We start from the raw sequence: 20,517 nt of genomic DNA on the forward strand, positions 1-20,517 counted from the left end.
ACGCATTTGACCACCATCCAACTCATCAGCGCCATCGTCTTCGGCCTTGCGCTCATCCACACCTTCGCCGCCAAGTCGTTTGAGACATTATCGCGGCGCCACCCCCGCCACGCGGGCCTGCTGCACTTGCTGGGCGAAGTGGAAGTCGTGTTCGGCTTCTGGGCCTTCATCCTGATCATCATCATGGCCTTTGTCTCGGGCAGCGATGCGGCCATCGAATATGCCGAGTCGCGCCACTACACGGAACCGCTGTTCGTCTTCGTCGTCATGGTCGTGGCCGCCTCGCGCCCCGTGCTCGACGCCGTGCAGCGCCTGCTGAAAGGCGTGGCGCGCGTGATGCCGCTGCGCACGGAACTGGCCCTCGTCTGGCTGGGCCTGGCGCTCGTGCCCCTGACGGGCTCCCTGATCACGGAACCGGCCGCCATGACCCTGGCCGCGCTGATGCTGGCGCCGCAAATCTTTCGTCCGGGCATCCCTGAATGGCTGAAATACGGCGCCTTGGGCGTACTGTTCGTCAACGTTTCCATCGGCGGCACCCTCACCTCGTATGCGGCGCCGCCCGTGCTGATGGTGGCCACCACATGGAACTGGGACAGCGCCTACATGGCCAGCCATTTCGGCTGGAAGGCGGCCATCGCCGTGCTGGTCAACGCCACGGGCGTGAGCATATTGCTGCGCAAATATCTGCACAGCAACACCTCCGACATCAAGCCGAAAGCGGGCGAAGTGGAAGCGCCGAAAGTGCCGCTGGCCGTCAGCCTCGTGCACATGATCGTGCTGGCCGGCGTCGTTACCCTGGCGCATCATCCCGTGCTGTTCATCGGCCTGTTCCTGTTCTTCCTCGGCTTCGTGCAAGCGTATGAGCGTTATCAAAGCCCGCTGATCCTCAAGGAAGGTTTATTGGTCGGCTTCTTCCTCGGCGGCCTGGTGGTATTAGGCGGCATGCAGCAATGGTGGCTGCAGCCCATCGTTTCCAGCCTGAAACCGCTGGCCCTGTTCTTCGGCGCCCTGGGCTTGACGGCGATCACGGACAATGCGGCCCTCACCTACCTCGGTTCGCTGATCGTCGGCATGACGGACGAAGCGAAATACATGCTGATGGCGGGCGCCGTGGCCGGCGGCGGCCTGACCGTCATCGCCAATGCGCCGAACCCGGCCGGCGTGGCCCTGCTGCGCCGCGGCTTCAAGGATGAATCGATCGGCGCCGTCGGCCTGCTGGCGGGCGCCCTGCTGCCGACGGCCGTGGCGGGCCTGGCCTTCCTGGCTTTGTAAGCTGCATCACGGGGCGGCTGCCGGCCGCCCTGCCTCCCTCAGTTTCCCTCCTCAGTTTCCTTCATACACGAGAAAGTGCAGCCGGTCATAGAACAGGCTGTAGGCATAGTCGAACGTGCCCACGCTGCGAAAGCCCTTGTGCAGATACACTTGCAGCGCCTCGCTCTTTTCCCACACCGTCAGGGTGATGCGCGCACAGCCCTTGCGGCCGGCCAGGTCGCGGATTTCATGGAACATTTGCCGGAACAAGCCCTGGCCCCGGTATTTTTCGTCGATGGCCAGGCTGCTGACGAAACAGTCGTCGGCGCGCGCATGCGCGAGCACGAAGGCGTCATACGCATCGTCGAGCGCCTTCATGTCATCGCGGTAATACGAGACGGCGCCGCAGGCCTGGAATTCATCCATCGTCGCGGCCGTGAAGAAGCCGACGAAGCGCCCGTCCTCGTCATGCAGGCCGTGGATGTGCGCCAGGTAGGGGTCGATATTCTGCCGCCGCTGCAATTCGACGAACTGCAGATTGAGTTTATTGCCAAACGAACAGTATTCGAGGTAGCTGGTAGCAAACAGCAATTTGGCCATGCGGTTCTTCGTCTCGTCGCCCAGCAGTTCTCCCGCCACCAGCTTGAGCGGCGCATGCGACAGCAAGCCCGCCTGCGTCTCGTCACCGGGTGGCGCGGCATCGCTGGCGGCCGGCATGCGGCTGCCGTGGCGGCCCACGGTGGGGCGCCAGAAATTGCCAGCGGCAATGTGCTGCGAACGGCGGGCCAGCAGGTAGCGGCAAAAGACGTCGTTCACGCGGTCCAGCAGCGGGTCGTCCGACAGCACCGAGTAATAGTGAAAGTGGTCGATATCCGCCCGCAGCTGGGCAGCATACGCCATGCGCGGCACTTCCTCGATGTCGAACACGTCGACGATATTGGGCAAGATCAAAGGATCGTCAAGTTGCCAGCCGATGTCATCGAGCCGGGCCACGCAGCGCGCATACGCGCGGCGCTCCTCGTCGCTCAAGGGGATGTGCATGCCGGTGATGATATCGTCCAGCAGCCGCATGCCGCGGATGCCGCCCGCCACCGCTTCGCGCGCGCCGTCATACAGCACGCAATAGCGCTGGTAGAACTCCGCATGGCTGAGCACGGTCACGCCCAGGTTCTTCTTCCATTCGGCATAGAACTGGCCGAACAGCCGCGCCTCGAATTGCGGGCAGGAACGGGGAATTGCCCCTTCGATGCCCGCATAGGCAAGGTTCACATTGCGCTGGATCACGCGCAGCGCCGCGTCGTTCTTCTTGGCGATCAGCATGCCCGTTTCATCGAGAAACAGATTCATCCAGCTGACATGCCGGCGCGCTTCGCCCTCGCCTTCCCCCTGCTGGAAATAATCGGGCACTTCCGGCTTCATCAGGAAAATCGTCGCCGGATTGTGGGGGATGGTATCGACATCCATGTAGATGCCGCCGTATTCGCACATGATGAGGATGCGGAAATAATCGGACAGGGTGGCAAAGTAACGCTGCGCATGCAGGGCATCGAGGATGTCGAAACGGGCCGGCGCGAAGTCCAGCGCCAGCGCGCGCAGCGAGTTGATGTGCAGGGTCGTGCCGCCGATGGCGTAGCGGCCTATCGTGTAGCGTCCGGCGCCGCCCGTGGGGCTGAAGCGCGCGTCATTGCGCAGCTGCTGCGCATCCCACACCCACAGGATGGAGACATACGGCGCGCCGCCGTTGTGCCGCACCTCGTCGAGCGCCGCGCCCCACTGCTGTATTGCCTCGGCGGCGATGGCCGGCAGCGGCCCGCCCATCCAGATGCGGTGCAGGTAGCGCTCGTCGTCGCCGAGCGCGCGCGTGGGGATGCAGCTGAGCGAGGAACAGCTTGCCGCATTGAAATGATTGAAGTTCAGGGCGACGAAGCTGCGCAGGGCCGCGATGCCCGCCTGGTGCTGCGCAGCCAGTTGTTCCAGATCAATGCCGGGGGGCCGCACGTCGGCCAGGGTGATGTAATCGAGTTTCAGCCGGTGGATGCGGAACTCGTATTCCAGGTTGAAAATCTTTGCTTGATCGTGTTTCGAGGCCAGGTCATCTATTTTCATGGGCGCACCATTTTCCGCAGGAGAGTGTCAATAAACGTCGCAGGAGGTAAAACAGGGTCGGGGACATGCGCTGCGCCATCAGTGCCGGGCCAGCCGCACCCCGCTTTCCCGGCCCCCCGCCATGCCCCGCGTAAACAACAGCAGGCAGGCGGCGATGACCACGATGACGGGGATATTGAGCAGCGCATACGTTTCCAGCGCATAGCCGAAGCGCTGGCACAGCACGTTGTACAGCTGCAGCCAGGCGGACAGATAAATGCAGTACAGCAAGCTCATGGCGGCCGTCGTCAAGGTCATCGATTCCTTGCTGGCCGTGATCGCGCTGCGTATCAGGGCGCCGTTGAACAGGCCGAAGCCGATGGAATAGACGAACATGCAAGCGGCAAACACATCGACGTGATGGCGGCCCGCGCCGGCCCCCAGCATGCCGGCGGCCGCGACCAGCCCGCCCAGGCGCAGCAGATGCACGAGCGGAAAATCCTGGCGCAAACGCTGGATGGCGATGCTGCTGAGGACGAAGCCCGATAAAATCACGCATTGCAGCGCGATATAGGTGGCGTAGGAGGCGCGCATTTCCTGCAGCACGAAGATGGGCGAGAAGCCGATCCAGGCCGTCAGGGGCACGGTGGCCAGCCCGGCCGTGAACATGCCGAACATGAAGCGCCCGTTGCTGAAAATGGCGGCATAGCTGCGCACGATGGCGGCAAGGTCCAGGCGCGTGACCGTGGGCGCCGTGCGCGGCATGGTCTTGGACAGGCCCAGCAGGGACAGCAGCGCCAGCAGCGCGGAGAGGAAGAACACGTAGCGCCAGTCCAGGCGGCTGATGATGGCGCTGCCGAGGATGGGGCCGGCCAGGGGCGCGAGGATGGTGGTGCTCGACAGAATGCTGCTGAGCTTGACGGCCGCCATGTCGTCGAACAGTTCATGGATCATGGCATAGCCGACGAAGATGAAGCAGCAGCCCATGCCTTGGATGAAGCGCACGGCAAGAAATTGCTCGATGGAAGTGGCAAACGGCACGGCCAGGGTGGCCAGCAGAAACAAGGTATTGCCAGTGAGCACCAGCTTGCGCTTGCCGATGGTGTCGGCCAATGGCCCGAGGAAAATCTGCAGCGAGCTGCCGCCCAGCAGATACAGGCTCAGGGACAGCGGGACGAATTTTTCGTCCGCCCTGAATTCGTCGACGATGCCCAGCATGGCCGGCATGATCATGTCGTTCGACAGATAGATATTCAGTTCAAAGACGAGAAAAAACGCAAAAAACCACAGCAACTGCCTGGACTTGATGGACATGGCGCGTTCCGTAACGTGGGTGGCTGCCGTCAGCGTATGGGACGGCGACACGGTTTCACACTAAAAACGTGTACCAATTGTATACCACTTTGTGTTTTTAACGGCTGTTTTTGTGATTTTTAAATACCGAAACAATACCACTTACGATAAAACCATGGCATTGCGGCAATGGCGCGCACCCTGAAAAGGACGCGGCCAGCATGCCGGCGCGCGGGCGCGGGCATGCCGGGGAAGGAAGAACGATGCGTACCAGTCGGCACGCGGCGCACCGGCCTAGCGGCGGCGGTGGCTGGCGAAGAAATCGAGCAGCATCTTGCTGGCGTCGGGCCTGGCCTTGTCGTTGAACGGCAGGCTGGCGTCGCCGCCGCTCCACGCGTGCTCGAGGTGCTCGACCTGCGCCACACGCAGCAGCACCTCCTTGCCCACCTGATACTCGTGCAGCGCGTACGCATGGGCCGGATTGCGCCCGCCCGCCGCGCCGCCGGGCAGGCGCTGCACCGTCACCAGGGTGTCGGCGGGCATGCGGTTCACGCGCACGCTCTGGCGCACCAGCTGCGTCTGGTTAATGGGCCGCACCACCTTGTCGGCCAGCCCCTGCAGCAGGATGGTAGGCAGGCGGGGGAACGCGGGCTGGCGCGCCAGCACTTCATCGATGGCCGCGTCGGCGCGGGCGGCGGCGCCATGCTGCATCACCTGCAGGGCGCCGATCAGATTATGCCCGGCGCCAAACACGGGCCCCGAATGCAGGCCCAGCGCGGCGAACAGATGGGGATGGTTCAGGGCCACGATATGCGCCATGCCGGCGCCGGCGGAAATGCCGCAGATGTAGATGCGCGCGCGGTCGATCGCATAACGGGCCGCCACCTGCTCGATGGCGCCGACGATCAGGCGCACATCGCCGCCGCCCTCCTGCGTCAGCTTGTCGTACCACTTCCAGCAGCGGCGCGCATGCGCGCGCAGCGATTGCTGCGGATACAGCACGGCATAGCCCTTGCGCTCGGCCAGGCGGTTCATGCGCGTGCCGTCGGCAAACTGCGTGGCGCTCTGCTCGCAGCCATGCAGCATCACCAGCAGAGGCCGGCCCCGGCTGCGCATGGCGGCGCTGGGCGCCTTCTCGGGCAGGTACAGGAAATACGGCAGACGCCGGCCCGGCAACTGTCCCAGTTCCGGCAGGGGCGCATAGTGGGCGGCGAGCCACTTGCCCGGCGGAGGCGCCGTTCGCTTGCGCACGCGCGGCGGCGACAGGGGCGTGGCAAACGGCGCCAGCGCGGGCACGGCGTCGCGGGCGGGCCTGGCGCGCGGCTTGGCGACAGGCTTGGCCACGGCCTTGGCAACGGCCTTGACCACGGGCTTGCTGCGTGGCCTGGCCCTGGGCTTGGCCGGCACGGGCCCAAACAGCACCTTGGCCAGCTTGGTCGCCGTGCGCTGCTGCGCCTTACCGGCGCGCAATAGCCCGCGCAGCCATTTGGTGGCGGGCTTTACCATGGCGCGCGGCGCGCATGTCGTGGTGGAGCGTACCGCAAGTTCATCCCTGTGCATCGTTGCATCGTCAGCATGCGCGGCCTCCTCCGTAGAATGCATAGAGTACCGCAATTGGGCCATGGCACCGTACGTTTGCGCACCGATAAAAGTGCCGCTAAGTAATCCTCAGGAAATTATTGTGAATTTATGACGAACAGAACCGGATGCTATGCAAGGCGCCCACTGCGACGCAGTGCGAGCACTGCTAGCAGTGGGCAACGCCGCAGAGCGCCGGTTATGGAAGTCAGAAATCATAATAATTTATTGGGGGTTACTTAACACGATTGAGGCAGATCAAACGTGACCTTGGGCGTATGCTTACGCTAGGTGTTCGATCAGCACTTCACCAGAGGAGAGAACACCATGAGCTACCTGGACCGCGACATCCTGGGCATGTACCGCAACCACGACGGCCCCGGGCCAGCCCTGATGGGGGCCGACACCCTGATCGGGGACGAAGTCTACAATCACAACGACGAGGAATTGGGCGACATCAAGGAAATCATGCTCGACATGCGCACGGGCCAGATCGCCTACGCCGTGCTGTCCTTCGGCGGCATCCTGGGCATGGGCGACAAGCTGTTTGCCGTGCCGTGGGAACGCCTGACCCTGGACACCGTCAACAAGCGCTTCCTGCTGAACGTGGACAAAAGCCAGCTGAAAGACGCGCCCGGCTTCGACAAGAACAACTGGCCCGACATGGGCAGCGACGCCTGGAACCAGCAGATGGAAGCCTTCTATGGCAGCGGCACGCGCTACGGCAGCATGGCGGGCAGCCGCATGCCATCCGGCAGCGAGCTGCGCGGCGGCGCCAGCCTGCAATCGGGCAGCGAGGGCAGCCTGTCCGGCTCCTCCATGAGCGGCAGCCGCGCCGGCACCAGCAGCCAGAGCGGCTCGCGCTCATCGCTCGGCGATGATGATCTCAATAAAGATAGAACGTAAGTCGGGCAGACCGGACAGGTCGCACTGGTCGCACTGTTCGGGTAGGTCGGGTAGGTCGGATTAGCGGCGCAGCCGCGTAATCCGACACCACCAGCGACACCGTTAACAGCAGCGCACCATCGCCCGCCCAACGATGACGTCGGATTACGCGCGCCCTGCGGACGCGCTCATCCGACCTACCGCTGCATCGATTCCCATACCTTCTGCAAACGCTTGGCAGACACAGGCATCGGCGTGCGCAGTTCCTGCGCAAACAGGGACACGCGCAGCTCTTCCAGCATCCAGCGGAAATCGACCAGTTTCGGGTCCGTGTTCTTGCCCGCCTGGCGGTCCTTGGCCTGGCGCAAATACGGCGCGGCAGCCGATTGCCATTCGGCCATCAACTTGGTGTCGCGGGCGGGGTCGGCGCGCAGTTTTTCCAGGCGGACATTGATCGCCTTTAAGTAACGGGGGAAATGCGCGAGTTGCGTGTACTCGTTTTCCGTCAAGAAACGTTTATGCACGATGCCCTGCAGCTGCGCCTGGATATCGCTGGCCGCCGCTGCGGGAATGTTTTGCAGCCGCTTCGGCAAGCCGTGGAATTCCGTCAGCACTTGCGACAGCAAACGGGCGATTTCATTCACCAAGAGAACCAGGCGCGACTTGCCTTCCGCCTGGCGCTTGGCGAACGAAGCGGCGTCCAGCGGCAGCGGATCTTGCAAGCAAGCAATATCGAGCGCCTTGTTGATGATTTGCTCGCGCAACTCTTCCTGCGAGCCCAGGGCCATGAACTGCATGCCCATCTGCTGCAGGCCGGGGATGCTTTTCTCGACGTACTTGATCTGCTCCTTCATTTGCAGCGCAAATAAACGGCGCAAGCCGACCTTGTGCGTGCGGGCGGCCACGGTCGGGTCGTCAAACACTTCCAGGTCGCAATGCGTGCCCTTGTCGACGAGGGCCGGGAAACCGATCAGTGTCAGCTTGCCCTGCACGATTTCGAGCAGTTCCGGCAATTCGCCAAAGGTCCAGGCCGTCAAGCCCATGTGCTGCGAGACGGTGGCATTGCCTGGCGCCGGCGCGGCGCCAGCGGCCGCGCCCTTGACTGGCGCGCCCCCCTTGCCTGCGGCGGCAGCGGCACCCTGCGCCTGCAGCCGCGACGCCACTTGCGCGCCCGCCACCTTGGCGCCGGGCGTGCCCGTGCCCGAGACGCCCGACACTTCGGCCAGCTTCTGGAAGCTCTGGCGCGCCTGGCCGCCGAATTCCGCCTGCAGGGTGGCCAGGTTGCGGCCCATGTCCAGCTGGCGGCCATGCTCGTCGATCACCTTGAAATTCATGAAGTGATGGGCCGGCAGGGTTTCCGGCTTGAAATCCGTCGTCAGCACGTTGATCGTGATCTGCGTGCGGATATCCGCGATGATGGCGTCGATCAAATCGCCGCGGCCGAACACGCCCGCCTCATGCACGCGCTCGCAGAACTTCGCCGCGTAATCAGGCAACGGCACGCAGTGGCGGCGCAGCTTCTGCGGCAAGGATTTCAATAGCAGATGCACTTTTTCCTTCAGCATGCCCGGCACCAGCCATTCGCAGCGCTCGCGCGGCAGCTGGTTCAAGGCATACAGGGGCACGCTCAAGGTCACGCCATCGCGCACGCTGCCCGGCTCGAAGTGATACGTCAAGCCCATTTCCAGGCCCGTCACGGACATGGTTTTCGGGAACAAGTCGGTGGTCACGCCGGCCGCCTCGTGGCGCATCAGCTCTTCGCGGTTCAGGTACAGCAGCTTCGGGTTTTCGCGCGTGGCCTCTTTATGCCATTTCTCGAAGCCGGCGCCATTGCACACGTCCGCCGGCAGCAGCTGGTCGTAGAAGGCGGCGATCAGCTCATCGTCGACCAGCACGTCCAGCCGGCGCGACTTGTGCTCAAGGTTTTCGATATCCTTGATCAGCTTGTGATTGTGCGCAAAGAACGGCGCGCGCGTGTCGAAGTCGCCGCCGACGAGGGCGTCGCGGATGAAGATCTCGCGTGCTTCCGGCAAGTTGAAATTGCCGTAATTGATGCGCCGCTGGCTGTACACCACCAGCCCGTATAAAGTCGCCCGTTCGGACGCCGTCACCTGCGCCGAACGTTTTTCCCAGCGCGGCTCGCCCCACGATTTCTTCAGCAGATGCTCGCCCACCTTTTCCAGCCACTCGGGCTGGATCTGCGCCACGCAGCGCGCGTACAGGCGCGTCGTGTCGACCAGCTCGGCCGCCATGATCCACTTGCCCGGCTTTTTCAATAGCGAGGAACCGGGCCAGATGTGGAACTTGATGCCGCGCGCGCCCAGATACCCCGCGCCCGGCTCGTCCTCGCCCTTGAAGCCGATATTGCCCAGCAAGCCAGTCAGCAAGGCCATGTGCAGATTATCATAGGTGGCCGGCGCTTCGTTCAGGCGCCAGCCCTGTTCCTTGACGATGGTCAACAACTGCGAGTGCACGTCGCGCCATTCGCGCAGGCGCATCTGCGACAGGAAATTCGTGCGGCAATTGTCCTGCAGCTGGCGGTTGGTTTTCTTGTGCTCGATGGCGGACTCGAACCAGCGCCAGATCTTCAGATAGCTGAGGAACTCCGATTTTTCATCGGCGAATTTCTTGTGCGCTTCGTCGGCCGCCTGCTGGTGTTCCATCGGGCGGTCGCGCGGGTCCTGCACGGACAGGGCGGAAGCGACGATCAGCACTTCCGTCAGACACGCGTTATCGAGCGCGGCGAGGATCATGCGGCCCACGCGCGGGTCCAGCGGCAGCTTGGCCAGCTTGTTGCCCAGCGGCGTCAGTTTATTGACCTCATCGACGGCGCCGAGTTCCTGCAGCAACTGGTAGCCGTCGGCGATGGCGCGCGCCAGCGGCGGCTCGATGAAGGGGAAGGTTTCCACGTCCGTCAGGTGCAGGGACTTCATGCGCAGGATGACGGCGGCCAGCGAGGAGCGCAGGATTTCCGGCTCGGTGAATTTGGGCCGCAGCAGATAATCCTGCTCTTCATACAGGCGGATGCAGACGCCATCGGCCACGCGGCCGCAGCGGCCGGCGCGCTGGTTGGCGGCCGACTGGGCGATCGGCTCGACCTGCAGCTGCTCCACTTTATTGCGGTAGCTGTAGCGTTTCACGCGCGCCAGGCCCGCGTCGACCACGTAGCGGATGCCGGGCACGGTCAGCGAGGTTTCCGCCACGTTGGTGGCCAGCACGATGCGGCGCGCATTGCTGGTCTTGAAGACGCGTTCCTGCTCTTCGGCCGACAGGCGGGCGAACAGGGGCAGGATTTCCACGTGCGGCGGATGGTGCTTGCGCAGCGCTTCGGCGCAGTCGCGGATTTCGCGCTCGCCCGGCAGGAACACGAGCACGTCGCCCGAGCCGATGCGGCACAGCTCTTCCACGCCATCGACGACGGCATCCATCAGGTCGCGCTTTTCACGCGCGGCGGCCGTGCGCTGGCCCGGCTTGTCGGTGTTCGCGGCACCCGGCATGGCCACCTGCTCGCGTTCCACGGGACGGTAGCGCACTTCCACCTGGTACAAACGGCCCGACACTTCGATCACGGGCGCCGGCTTTTCCGGCGTGCCGAAATGGCGCGCGAAGCGTTCCGCGTCGATGGTGGCCGAGGTGATGATGATTTTCAGGTCGGGCCGGCGCGGCAGCAGCTGCTTTAAATAACCAAGCAGGAAATCGATGTTCAGGCTGCGTTCGTGCGCTTCATCGATGATGATGGTGTCGTAATTTTTCAACAAGGGGTCGGTCTGCGTCTCGGCCAGCAGGATACCGTCCGTCATCAGCTTGACGGAGGCGCCCTTGGTCAGCGTGTCGGCAAAGCGGACCTTGAAGCCCACGGTTTCGCCCAGCGGCGTGCCCAGCTCCTGCGCGATGCGCTTGGCCGTCGACGAGGCGGCGATGCGGCGCGGCTGCGTGTGGCCGATCAGGCCCTTCTGCCCCCGTCCCAGTTCCAGGCAAATCTTCGGCAGCTGCGTCGTCTTGCCGGACCCCGTCTCGCCCGAGACGATGATGACCTGGTTTTCCGTCAATGCCTTGGCAATTTCTTCGCGCCGGCCCGAGACGGGCAAGTCTTCCGGATACGTAATCGGTGGCAGCGGATTGCGGAAAGCCTTTTCCGCTTCGCGTGCGGCGCGGGCCGCCTCGCGCGCTTCGCGGCTCTCCCGGCTGTCACGCCCGTCGCGCGCAGGCTGGCATTCGCGCGGCGCGCGCTGCTGCTGTTGCTGTTTCTGCTGTTCCGCGCGCGGCGCTTGCGGCCTTTGCTGGCTCACGGGCGGGCGTGATCGGCCCGGCGCAGGCGCGGCGGCAGGCGTGGCACTACCGCCGCTGGCGGGCACATTTGCAACGGTGGAAGGAGGGGAAGACTTATTGCTGGCTGAAGACATTGTTTTTTACAGGTATTTTAAGCGCGCACATCGCGCAGCGAATTATAATGCGCTTAATGGAAAACCCTACCCAATTCGTCCAATGGCTGCGCTCCGTCGCGCCCTACATCCACGCCTTTCGCGGCAAGACCTTCGTGGTCGCCTTCCCCGGTGAACTCGTCAGCGCCGGGGCGCTGCAGGTGCTGGCCCATGATTTGTCCCTGCTGCATGCGCTGGATATCAATGTCACCGTCGTCTACGGCTCGCGGCCGCAGGTGGCGGAACAGCTGGCCCTGCGTAACGTCGAAGGCCGCTTCCACAACGGCGTGCGCATCACGGATATTGCCGCGCTGGAATGCGCCAAGGAAGCGGCCGGCGAGCTGCGCCTCGATATCGAGGCCGCCTTCAGCCAGGGCTTGCCGAACACGCCCATGTCGCATGCGGCCATCCGTATCATTTCCGGCAACTTCATCACGGCGCGCCCGCTGGGCGTGATCGATGGCGTGGACCTGGAACTGACGGGCATCACGCGCAAGGTCGACGCCGAAACCATCCATTCCATCCTCGGTTCGGACGGTCTGGTGCTGCTCTCGCCCCTGGGCTTCTCGCCCACGGGCGAAGCGTTCAACTTGACCATGGAAGACGTGGCGTGCAGCGCCGCCATCGCCCTGCACGCCGATAAATTGATTTTCATCACGGAAACACCGATGATGGAAGACGCCACGGGCGTGGAAATCCGCGAACTGTCGTCGCACCAGGCCGAAGCCGTGCTGATGGCCGGCTTCTTGCCGGACGCCACGGCGTTTTATTTGAAACATTGCGTCAAGGCATGCCACAACGGCGTCGAGCGCTCGCACATCGTGCCCTTCTCGATGGACGGTTCGGCCCTGCTGGAATTGTTTACCCATGATGGCGTGGGCACCATGATCAGCCATGAAAACCTGGAAAGCCTGCGCCAGGCCACCATCGAGGACGTGGGCGGCATCATCAAGCTGATCGAACCGCTGGAAGCGGACGGCACCTTGGTCAAGCGGGGCCGCGAGCTGATCGAGCGCGAAATCGATTATTTCTCCGTCATCGAGCATGACGGCGTGATCTTCGGCTGCGCCGCCCTGTACCCCTTCCCCGCGCAAAAGATGGCGGAAATGGCATGCTTGACCGTCAACCCGGAAGTGCAGGCCCAGGGCGACGGCGAACGCATCCTGAAACACATGGAAAACCGCGCGCGCGCCGCCGGCCTGAACAAACTGTTCGTGCTGACCACGCGCACCTCGCACTGGTTCAAGAAACGCGGCTTCGTGCCCGCCACGGTCGACGATTTGCCGAAGGACCGCCAGCATATGTATAACTGGCAGCGCAAGTCCCAGGTATTAATTAAAACCCTGTAAAAACAAAAAAAGCCCGGCATGCCGGGCTTTTTCACATTGGGATCGTTATTTGATATTCAATGGCGCAAACGATTTCACCAGGTCGTCGAGCGCCTTCAATTGCGCCAGGAACGGTTCCAGCTGGTCCAGCGGCAAGGCGCTGGGGCCGTCGCAGCGGGCGTTGTCCGGGTCCGGGTGGGCTTCCAGGAACAGGCCGGCGATGCCGACGGCCAGGCCGGCGCGGGCCAGGTCCGCCACTTGCTGGCGGCGGCCGCCCGACGCGGCGCCGCCGGGATCGCGCTGCTGCAGCGCGTGCGTGACGTCGAAGATGATGGGCAGGTCGTCGCAAGTCTTCTTCATAACGCCAAAGCCCAGCATGTCGACCACCAGGTTGTCATAGCCGAGGCAGGTGCCGCGGTCGCACAGGATCAGCTGGTCGTTGCCCGCTTCCTTGAATTTTTCGACAATATTGGCCATCTGGCCAGGACTCAAAAATTGCGGCTTCTTGATGTTGATCACTTTACCGGTTTTCGCCAGCGCCACGACGAGGTCCGTCTGGCGCGCCAAAAAGGCCGGCAGTTGCAGTACGTCCACCACTTCGGCCACCTGCTGCGCCTGCCAAGGTTCGTGCACGTCGGTAATCACGGGCACGCCAAAGGCCGCCTTGACGTCCTGGAAGATGCGCATGCCTTCTTCCAAGCCGGGGCCGCGGTAGGAATGGATCGAGGAGCGGTTGGCCTTGTCGAAGCTGGCCTTGAACACATAGGGAATGCCCAGTTTTTGCGTGACACGCACGTATTCTTCGCAGGCGCGCATGGCGAGATCGCGCGATTCGAGCACGTTGATGCCGCCAAACAGCGCGAAGCTGCCGGTATTGCTGACATCGATGCCATGGACTTTCACTGAGGTCATAGGGATTCCATATTGGTTAATTGTTACTACTTGCTTGGACGAGGCGCCGCCAGCGGCTGGCGCGATAAGCCATCTTACTAGCTAGGGCGGCGCAGATCAAATTTGATCCAGCGCAAGGGCGTGGCAAACGGTGCGTGGCCTGGCCGCGACGGCCCCGCGAGGGCAGGCGCAAAGTGCCTTATAATCACGCTTTATCTCTACACTGATTCAGGAGCACAGATGGCCCGCACGATCCACTGCATCAAACTCAACAAGGAAGCCGAAGGACTGGATTTCCCGCCGTACCCGGGCGAACTGGGCAAGAAGATTTACGAATCGGTGTCGAAAGAAGCCTGGGCTGCCTGGCTCAAGCACCAGACCATGCTGGTCAATGAAAACCGTTTGAACCTGGCCGACGCGCGCGCCCGCAAATACCTGGCCACGCAGATGGAAAAGCATTTCTTCGGCGATGGCGCCGATGCCGCCATGGGCTACGTGCCGCCTACGGAATAAGTTTTTCAGCATTCCCGCCCGTGGCCGCCGTGCCTCGGGCAGTTTCGCCTGCGTTTCACGCCCGTCCCCGCCGTTTCACGGCACCGCCGCCCCGTTTCGTCGCATCCCGCTCGCCGCCCATGCCGCCGGCTGGCACAGTACGTCCATCGACAACCTCACACCAAAGGCGGACACCATGTTGCAGCACATCTTCAGCCACACTCCCCTCTACGTCTGGGCCATCCTGGGCTTTCTCGTGTACCGTGGCGTGCTGGCCAGCCGCGCGCGCGAAGTGACTTTGCGCAAGCTGTGCATCATTCCCCTCGTCATGCTGGCCCTGTCCCTGAGCGGCGTGCAGGGCAGCTTCGGCCTGGCCGGCATGGCGCCGTTCGCCTGGGCAATCGGCGCCCTGGCCGGCGCGGCGCTGGCCTGGACGCTGGTCGATGCGCGCAAGATCCTCGCCATACCCGCGCGGGCCAGCGTGCAGCGTCCCGGCAGCTGGGTGCCGCTGGTACTGATGATGAGTATTTTCTGCATGAAATATGCGGTGGCCGTGACCCTGGCCATCGCGCCGGCCTACGCCCATGCGGCCGGCTTCAGCGTGCCCGTCTGCCTCGCCTATGGCGGCTTCAGCGGCATCTTCCTCGGCGGCTTGCTGCGCACCGTGGCCGTGTACCGCCAGGCACACATGACAAGCGGCCCGCAAGGGGCCGCCGTGTAAGACTGGTGCGAATGCCGGCGAACGCCGGCGATCACCTTAGTACGTCAGGGTACGCACGCCTTCCGGCATGCCCAGCAAGCAAACGTTGGCGCCGCGCACGGCGAACAGGCCGACGGCGATGACGCCGACGATCTGGTTGATCTGCTGTTCCAGCGCCACCGGATCGGCAATTTTCAAGCCCACGACGTCGATGATCTCGCCGCCATTGTCGGTGATAAATGCTTCGGTGCTGCCGGCCTTCAGGCGCAAGCGGGGCGTGCCGCCCAGCGCGGCCAGCTGGCGCGAGACGGCGGCGCGCGCCATCGGCACCACTTCGACGGGCAGGGGGAAGGCACCCAGGGTTTCCACCAGCTTGGAGCCGTCGGCGATGCAGACGAACTGTTTCGCCACGGAAGCAACAATCTTTTCACGCGTCAATGCCGCGCCGCCGCCCTTGATCATGGCGCCGCTGGCCGTGATTTCATCGGCGCCATCGATGTACACGGCGATCGACTCGACGTCGTTCAGGTTGAAGACAGGAATGCCATGACCGGCCAGGCGGGCGGCCGTCGCTTCGGACGATGCGACCGTACCCTTGATGCGGTCCTTGATCTTGGCCAATTCATCGATGAAAAAGTTAGCGGTAGAGCCGGTACCGACACCGATGATTTCACCATCGACTACATAGTTAATGGCGGCGCGGGCTACGGCTTGCTTCAATTCGTCTTGGGTCATGGCAAAAAAGGCTAAAGTGAGGAATACCGCTATTTTACCGGATCGCCGGCCCGCCAAGCGGCCCTTGGCCACCCACCGTGGCATTTGATCCACCATCTCGCCTGGAATTTTGCTCAAAAGCAACTGATTGGTCAATTACTCCGTATGCCCGTTAAAATATGCGAAAATGGAACGATTGACAGATATGACGTTTCAGGAATCACACATGAATCACAGTAAACAGGTACTTGTTGTCGATGACAGCCGGGTTTCACGTTTGATGTCGCATCAGTTCATCCTCAGCAAACATGCGGACTGGCAAGTCATTGAAGCGGCGACGGGTGAAGAAGCGCTGGAAAAGGTCAAGACTTTTACCCCCGCCCTGATACTACTGGATGTCAATATGCCCGGCATGGGCGGCGTGGCGGCAGCGGAGCAATTGCGCACGCTGTGTCCGCAGACGCACATCATTCTCGTCACGGCGAATGTGCAGAACGCCATCCGCAACCGCGCCAGCGAACTCGGTGTCGGCTTCATGGAAAAACCGATCACGGAAACGCGCATTCATCAGCTGATCGACTCCCTGGGACTGTGAGCATGATCAATCTCTCCGAACTCGAGAACGATGCCCTGGTAGAGATCTTCAATATCGGGGTGGGCCACGCTGCCGCCGCGATGAGCGAAATCGTCAATGAGGAAGTCACCATGTCGGTGCCCTCCATCACGTTCCTGAACCGTGCCGATGCGGCAGCCTTGCTGGGCAGCAAGAAGGATGGCGAACGCATCTGCGGCGTCAGCCAGCACTACGACGGCGCCTTCGCCACCGAGGCCATCCTGATGTTTCCGGAAGACAAAAGCCTGGAAATCGTGCGCCTGATGGTGGGCGACGCCATGCCGCTGCAGGAGCTGACGGAGATGGAACAGGAGGCGATGAGCGAAATCGGCAATATCATCCTCAATTCCTGCGTCGGGACCCTGGCCAACCTGTTCGACAGCGAACTGCATGGTTCGCTGCCGCTGTACCACGTGGGCACCAGCGCGGAGATACTCTCTTCGTTCGGCGGCCAGGACGACGAGGCTGTCGTGCTGATGCTGCATATCGACTTCGTGCTGGCCAAGCACCAGATCCACGGCTATGTCGCCTTCGTCCTCGACCTGTCCGCCTTGCATGACCTGAAACAGCAGGTGAGCCACTATCTGGCCAAGGTCCTGGGACAGGCGTGAAGATCATGCCGGATGCCTTACATCGACTCGCCCTGCTCGAAAGTATCATCGGCGCCGTCAACCTGGGCGCCATCGTGCTCGACGAACAGCACCGCATCGTGCTGTGGAACAGCTGGATGGCGCGCCACTCCGCCCTGCCGCCCGAGGCGGTGCTGGGCCAGGATTTCTTTGCCATCTACCCGGACCTGCGGCACAAGCGCATCGATTCGGCCATCACCCAGGCCTTGCGCGATAATTTTCAGTCGCTGCTGTCACAAACCCTGCACAAGGCGCCGTTTGCGCTGTACACGCACGGGGCGGCCGCCGGCGTGGCCGAAGGGCAGGAACGCATGCAGCAGGCGATCGCCGTCACACCGATCAATTTACCCGCTTCGCCGCGCCACTGCCTGATCCAGATCAATGACGTCACCATCGCCGTGGGCCGCGAAAAGCTGCTGCGCGAACAAACCATGGTCTTGCGCTCGCAAACCTTCTCCGACGGCTTGACGGGCATCGCCAACCGGCGCCACTTCGACGTGGCCATCGAGAAGGAAATGCGGCGCGCCATGCGCACGGGCAGCCCCTTGTCGCTGCTGATGATCGACATCGACCATTTCAAGGATTACAACGACCATTACGGCCACCAGCAGGGCGACGGCTGCCTGATCCGCGTGGCGGCCGAACTGGCCGCCATGCTGCAGCGCCCCACCGACCTGCTGGCGCGCTATGGCGGCGAGGAATTTGCCGCCATCCTGCCCGACACCGAGGCCACGCAGGCGCTGCGGATGGCCGAGGCGATCCGCCAGCGCGCGGCCGACTTGCGCATTCCCCATGCCAAGACGGGCGATGCGCTCAAGCACGTCACGATCAGCATCGGCATCGCCACGCAGCAGCCGCATCAAGCGCTGGAAACACCCGAGCTGATCGGCGCCGCCGACCGCGCCCTGTACCTGGCCAAGCGCGCCGGGCGCAACTGCGTGATGGTGCAGCCGCTGTAGAAAATGCAACGTGCCGCAAGCAATTCCAGTAGACATCTTTCTGACGGGTGCGTAGACTCATAGCTGATTGCAGCTAAAACAACAAGAATTTGTCTGTGGTATCTATCCCTGCGCATGGCCAAACCATGCGGGACACGGCCTGGAGCGCTTGTGAACCTCGACCCGCCCATCAGATCCGGCTTGCCCGGCGCCAGCATGGATACGACCATGGTCAATGGCATGCGCCTGCTGCTGTCGAGCGCCACCCTGCTGACCCTGTTCATCGATCCCGAAAGCGCCGGCAAGGTGGGCAAGATCACCTGGCTGATCTTTTCCGCCTATACCATGCACAGCCTGGTGCTGTACGTGCTGGCGGTGCTGGGCGTGAGCTTGCCGCACGATATACTGCTGTACTGGCTGGACGTGGCCTGGTATGCGCTGATCGTGTTTTCCAGCAGCAGCCACAACAACCTATTCTTCCTGTTTTTTTTCTTTGCCATCCTGACCTCCTCGTTCCAGCGCGGCTTCGAGGAAGGCGCCCGCGTGACCCTGGCCTCGGCCGGCCTGTTCGCCGCCACGGCCCTGTTCGGGGAATCGGATGCAGAAATGTCGCGCCTGCTGCTGCGCACCACCTTCCTGCTGGCGCTCGGCTACATGATCGCCTACTGGGGCGGCTCGGCCATCACGCAGCGCAGCCACCTGGCCCTGCTGCGCGATGTCAGCCAGCTGTCCAATCCCCGCTTCGGCGTCGACCAGACCATCACTTCGGTGCTGGAGAAAACCCGCAGCTACTTCAACGGCAGCAGCTGCCTGCTGATCATGCAGGACAAGGGCACGCGGACATGGTCGCTGCGCAGCGTGCTGCAAACGGCAACGGGCGTCGTGCATACCAGTTCGCTCCTCAGCGATGAGGCGGCCAGCCCCCTGCTCACCTTTCCGCACGACAAGATTGCACTGTACAACCAGCCCGTCGGCCGCTGGCTGCCATGGATAGGCGGTGCGCGCATGCTCGATACCGACAGCGGGCGCTGGCTGCGGCATGACGATGCGGCCGGCGCCCGCCTGGCCGAGCTGCTCGAGGCGCACGCCTTCATCAGCGCGCCGCTGCCCTTGCGCAATGGCAAAGGCCGCATCTTTGTCGTGTCCGCCACCAGCATGAGCAAGACGGACGCCCTGTTTCTCAGCCATATCGGGGCGCAGGCGTTTCCCGTCATTGAAAACATCGATCTGCTCGACCGCCTGGCCTCGCAGGCGGCCTCGCGCGAACGGGAAAAGATCGCGCGCGACCTGCATGACACGGCCGTCCAGCCATACATCGGCCTGCGCCACGGCCTGGCCGCCCTGCGCAACGAAGCCACGCCCGGCAATCCGCTGCTGCCGGAGCTGGAAAAGCTGATCCTCATGTCGGGCCAGGTGATCACCGACCTGCGCAGCTATGCGCGCACGTTCAAGAACGGCCAGGTGCAAAGCGAGCCGGAACTGCTCGTCGCGCTGCGCCGCCAGGCCACGCAGATCCGCGAATTCTTCGGCATCGACATCACCCTGCATATCGAGGGCGACCTGCATATCAATGACCGCCTGGCGGCCGAGGTGTTCCAGATCGTCAACGAAGGCATGAGCAATATCCGCAAGCATACGTCGGCGCGCCACGGCGCCGTCAAGCTGACCTGCGTGCAGGGGGCGCTGCACATCAGCATCGACAACGAATGCGCGGCCGCGCACGTACCCGATTTCCTGCCCGATTCGCTGGCCGAACGGGCCGCCGCCCTGGGCGGCACCGCCCGCGTCACCCACAGCCTGCTGGGCAACACTTCCGTCCAGATCGAGATTCCCATATGAATGACAGCCGCCACATGCCATCGCCCAGCCACGTCATCAGCGTCATGCTGGTGGACGACCACAAGACCATGCTGTGGGGCCTGGAGCGGCTGATCGGCGGCGAGCATTCGGGCATGCGCGTGGTCGCCACGGCCTCCGACAGCGCCGAGGCGCTGGAGCTGGCCAGGGCGCTGCAACCCGACGTGATCGTGCTGGACCTGGACCTGGGCGGCATCAGTTCGCTGGCCATCCTGCCGGCCCTGGCGCAATGCGGCAGCACGCGCATCCTGGTGCTCACGGCCAGCCATGACCAGGCCATCCTGGACCAGACCGTGCTCAAGGGTGCGCGCGGCATCGTCAGCAAGGATGCCCCGGCGGAAATGGTGCTCAAGGCCATAGAAAAGGTGTACCACGGCGAACTGTGGCTGGAACACGCGATGCTGGGACGCATGCTCACGCAGCTGACCCAGCCCGGCGGCGGCTCCGCGCAGGCCGTCGCCGTGGCCAGCCTGACGCTCAAGGAAAGAAAAATCATCGCCGCGCTGGTGCACGGCAGCGGCACGCCCGCCAAGCTGCTGGCCGACCAGTTGTTCATCTCTGAACATACCCTGCGCAATCACCTGACCTCGATCTACCGCAAGCTGGGCGTCTACAATCGCCTGGAACTGTACGCCTACGCCACCAAGCACCACCTGGGCGAACTGCCGCCCGGCGCCTGACGCCGCCGCCTCCCTGCACGGCCACCGCCCGGCCGCGCCTTCCCTCCCCGCCTCCTCCTGCGCCAGCCAGCCGCACGGCCTTGGCCTGCGCGCGCCAAACTCAACCATGACAATTGTCACGAAAAAAACAAGCAGTTCCTCCTTGCAATAAAAGGAGGTTCT

16 protein-coding genes are annotated in these 20,517 nt (G+C 63.2%); 10 read left to right on the top strand and 6 right to left on the bottom strand.

Annotated elements, in window-relative coordinates; genetic code table 11:
* Window positions 1–6: 6 nt before the first annotated feature.
* Window positions 7–1,272, top strand: a complete 1,266-nt coding sequence (locus BXA07_RS11375) for a putative Na+/H+ antiporter (RefSeq protein ID WP_076568055.1) — start codon at window positions 7–9, stop codon at window positions 1,270–1,272.
* Between the two features lie 51 nt (window positions 1,273–1,323).
* Here BXA07_RS11375 and BXA07_RS11380 read toward each other — a convergent pair whose 3' ends face one another.
* The 3 genes from BXA07_RS11380 to BXA07_RS11390 all read right to left on the bottom strand — a co-directional run bounded on the left by BXA07_RS11380 (window position 1,324) and on the right by BXA07_RS11390 (window position 6,135).
* On the bottom strand, window positions 1,324–3,357 hold the full coding sequence (locus tag BXA07_RS11380) for a GNAT family N-acetyltransferase (protein WP_076568056.1): 2,034 nt from the start codon (window positions 3,355–3,357) through the stop codon (window positions 1,324–1,326).
* Window positions 3,358–3,435: 78 nt separating this feature from the next.
* Entirely contained in the window at window positions 3,436–4,650 is a 1,215-nt protein-coding gene (locus BXA07_RS11385) for an MFS transporter (RefSeq protein WP_076568057.1), read from the bottom strand.
* Between the two features lie 273 nt (window positions 4,651–4,923).
* Window positions 4,924–6,135, bottom strand: coding sequence for an extracellular catalytic domain type 1 short-chain-length polyhydroxyalkanoate depolymerase (locus BXA07_RS11390; protein ID WP_076568058.1), 1,212 nt, complete (start codon window positions 6,133–6,135; stop codon window positions 4,924–4,926).
* Window positions 6,136–6,534: 399 nt separating this feature from the next.
* Here BXA07_RS11390 and BXA07_RS11395 point away from each other — a divergent pair, with 399 nt between their 5' ends.
* Entirely contained in the window at window positions 6,535–7,113 is a 579-nt protein-coding gene (locus tag BXA07_RS11395; RefSeq protein ID WP_076568059.1) for a PRC-barrel domain-containing protein, read from the top strand.
* 176 nt (window positions 7,114–7,289) lie between these two features.
* Here BXA07_RS11395 and hrpA read toward each other — a convergent pair whose 3' ends face one another.
* Entirely contained in the window at window positions 7,290–11,495 is a 4,206-nt protein-coding gene (hrpA, locus tag BXA07_RS11400; protein ID WP_076568060.1) for an ATP-dependent RNA helicase HrpA, read from the bottom strand.
* Between the two features lie 56 nt (window positions 11,496–11,551).
* Here hrpA and argA point away from each other — a divergent pair, with 56 nt between their 5' ends.
* Window positions 11,552–12,862 (top strand): amino-acid N-acetyltransferase, encoded by a 1,311-nt coding sequence (argA, locus tag BXA07_RS11405; protein ID WP_046685875.1) that lies wholly within the window; start codon window positions 11,552–11,554, stop codon window positions 12,860–12,862.
* Between the two features lie 45 nt (window positions 12,863–12,907).
* On the opposite strand, the gene kdsA is transcribed toward argA, so the two are convergent.
* A complete protein-coding gene (gene kdsA, locus BXA07_RS11410; protein ID WP_034750794.1) occupies window positions 12,908–13,753 on the bottom strand; it encodes a 3-deoxy-8-phosphooctulonate synthase in 846 nt (281 codons plus the stop codon).
* A 219-nt stretch (window positions 13,754–13,972) separates the two neighbouring features.
* Between kdsA and BXA07_RS11415 the strand changes: the two genes are divergently transcribed.
* Both BXA07_RS11415 and BXA07_RS11420 read left to right on the top strand, forming a co-directional pair.
* The gene (locus BXA07_RS11415; RefSeq protein WP_034750797.1) at window positions 13,973–14,245 is read left to right on the top strand and encodes an oxidative damage protection protein; all 273 of its coding nucleotides are present in this window, start codon (window positions 13,973–13,975) and stop codon (window positions 14,243–14,245) included.
* Window positions 14,246–14,420: 175 nt separating this feature from the next.
* Entirely contained in the window at window positions 14,421–14,945 is a 525-nt protein-coding gene (locus BXA07_RS11420; protein ID WP_076568061.1) for a DUF6622 family protein, read from the top strand.
* A 36-nt stretch (window positions 14,946–14,981) separates the two neighbouring features.
* Here BXA07_RS11420 and rpiA read toward each other — a convergent pair whose 3' ends face one another.
* Window positions 14,982–15,659, bottom strand: a complete 678-nt coding sequence (gene rpiA / locus BXA07_RS11425; protein WP_076568062.1) for a ribose-5-phosphate isomerase RpiA — start codon at window positions 15,657–15,659, stop codon at window positions 14,982–14,984.
* Window positions 15,660–15,864: 205 nt separating this feature from the next.
* Between rpiA and BXA07_RS11430 the strand changes: the two genes are divergently transcribed.
* The 5 genes from BXA07_RS11430 (at window position 15,865) to BXA07_RS11450 (ending at window position 20,355) form a co-directional block, all read left to right on the top strand.
* Window positions 15,865–16,233: a response regulator gene (locus BXA07_RS11430; protein ID WP_076568063.1), complete on the top strand. Its 369-nt coding sequence runs from the start codon at window positions 15,865–15,867 to the stop codon at window positions 16,231–16,233.
* Between the two features lie 2 nt (window positions 16,234–16,235).
* Window positions 16,236–16,862, top strand: a complete 627-nt coding sequence (locus tag BXA07_RS11435; RefSeq protein WP_076568223.1) for a chemotaxis protein CheC — start codon at window positions 16,236–16,238, stop codon at window positions 16,860–16,862.
* A 5-nt stretch (window positions 16,863–16,867) separates the two neighbouring features.
* Window positions 16,868–17,839 carry a GGDEF domain-containing protein gene (locus tag BXA07_RS11440; protein ID WP_076568222.1) on the top strand — a complete coding sequence of 324 codons (972 nt, stop codon included), beginning with the start codon at window positions 16,868–16,870 and terminating at the stop codon, window positions 17,837–17,839.
* Window positions 17,840–17,989: 150 nt separating this feature from the next.
* Window positions 17,990–19,657, top strand: coding sequence for a sensor histidine kinase (locus tag BXA07_RS11445; protein ID WP_170909649.1), 1,668 nt, complete (start codon window positions 17,990–17,992; stop codon window positions 19,655–19,657).
* Entirely contained in the window at window positions 19,654–20,355 is a 702-nt protein-coding gene (locus BXA07_RS11450) for a response regulator (RefSeq protein ID WP_244556251.1), read from the top strand. The genes BXA07_RS11445 and BXA07_RS11450 overlap by 4 nt, the downstream gene beginning before the upstream one ends.
* Window positions 20,356–20,517 lie beyond the last annotated feature (162 nt).

Source organism: Janthinobacterium sp. TND4EL3 (assembly GCF_900156175.1).
Classification (GTDB): Bacteria; Pseudomonadota; Gammaproteobacteria; order Burkholderiales; family Burkholderiaceae_D; genus Janthinobacterium.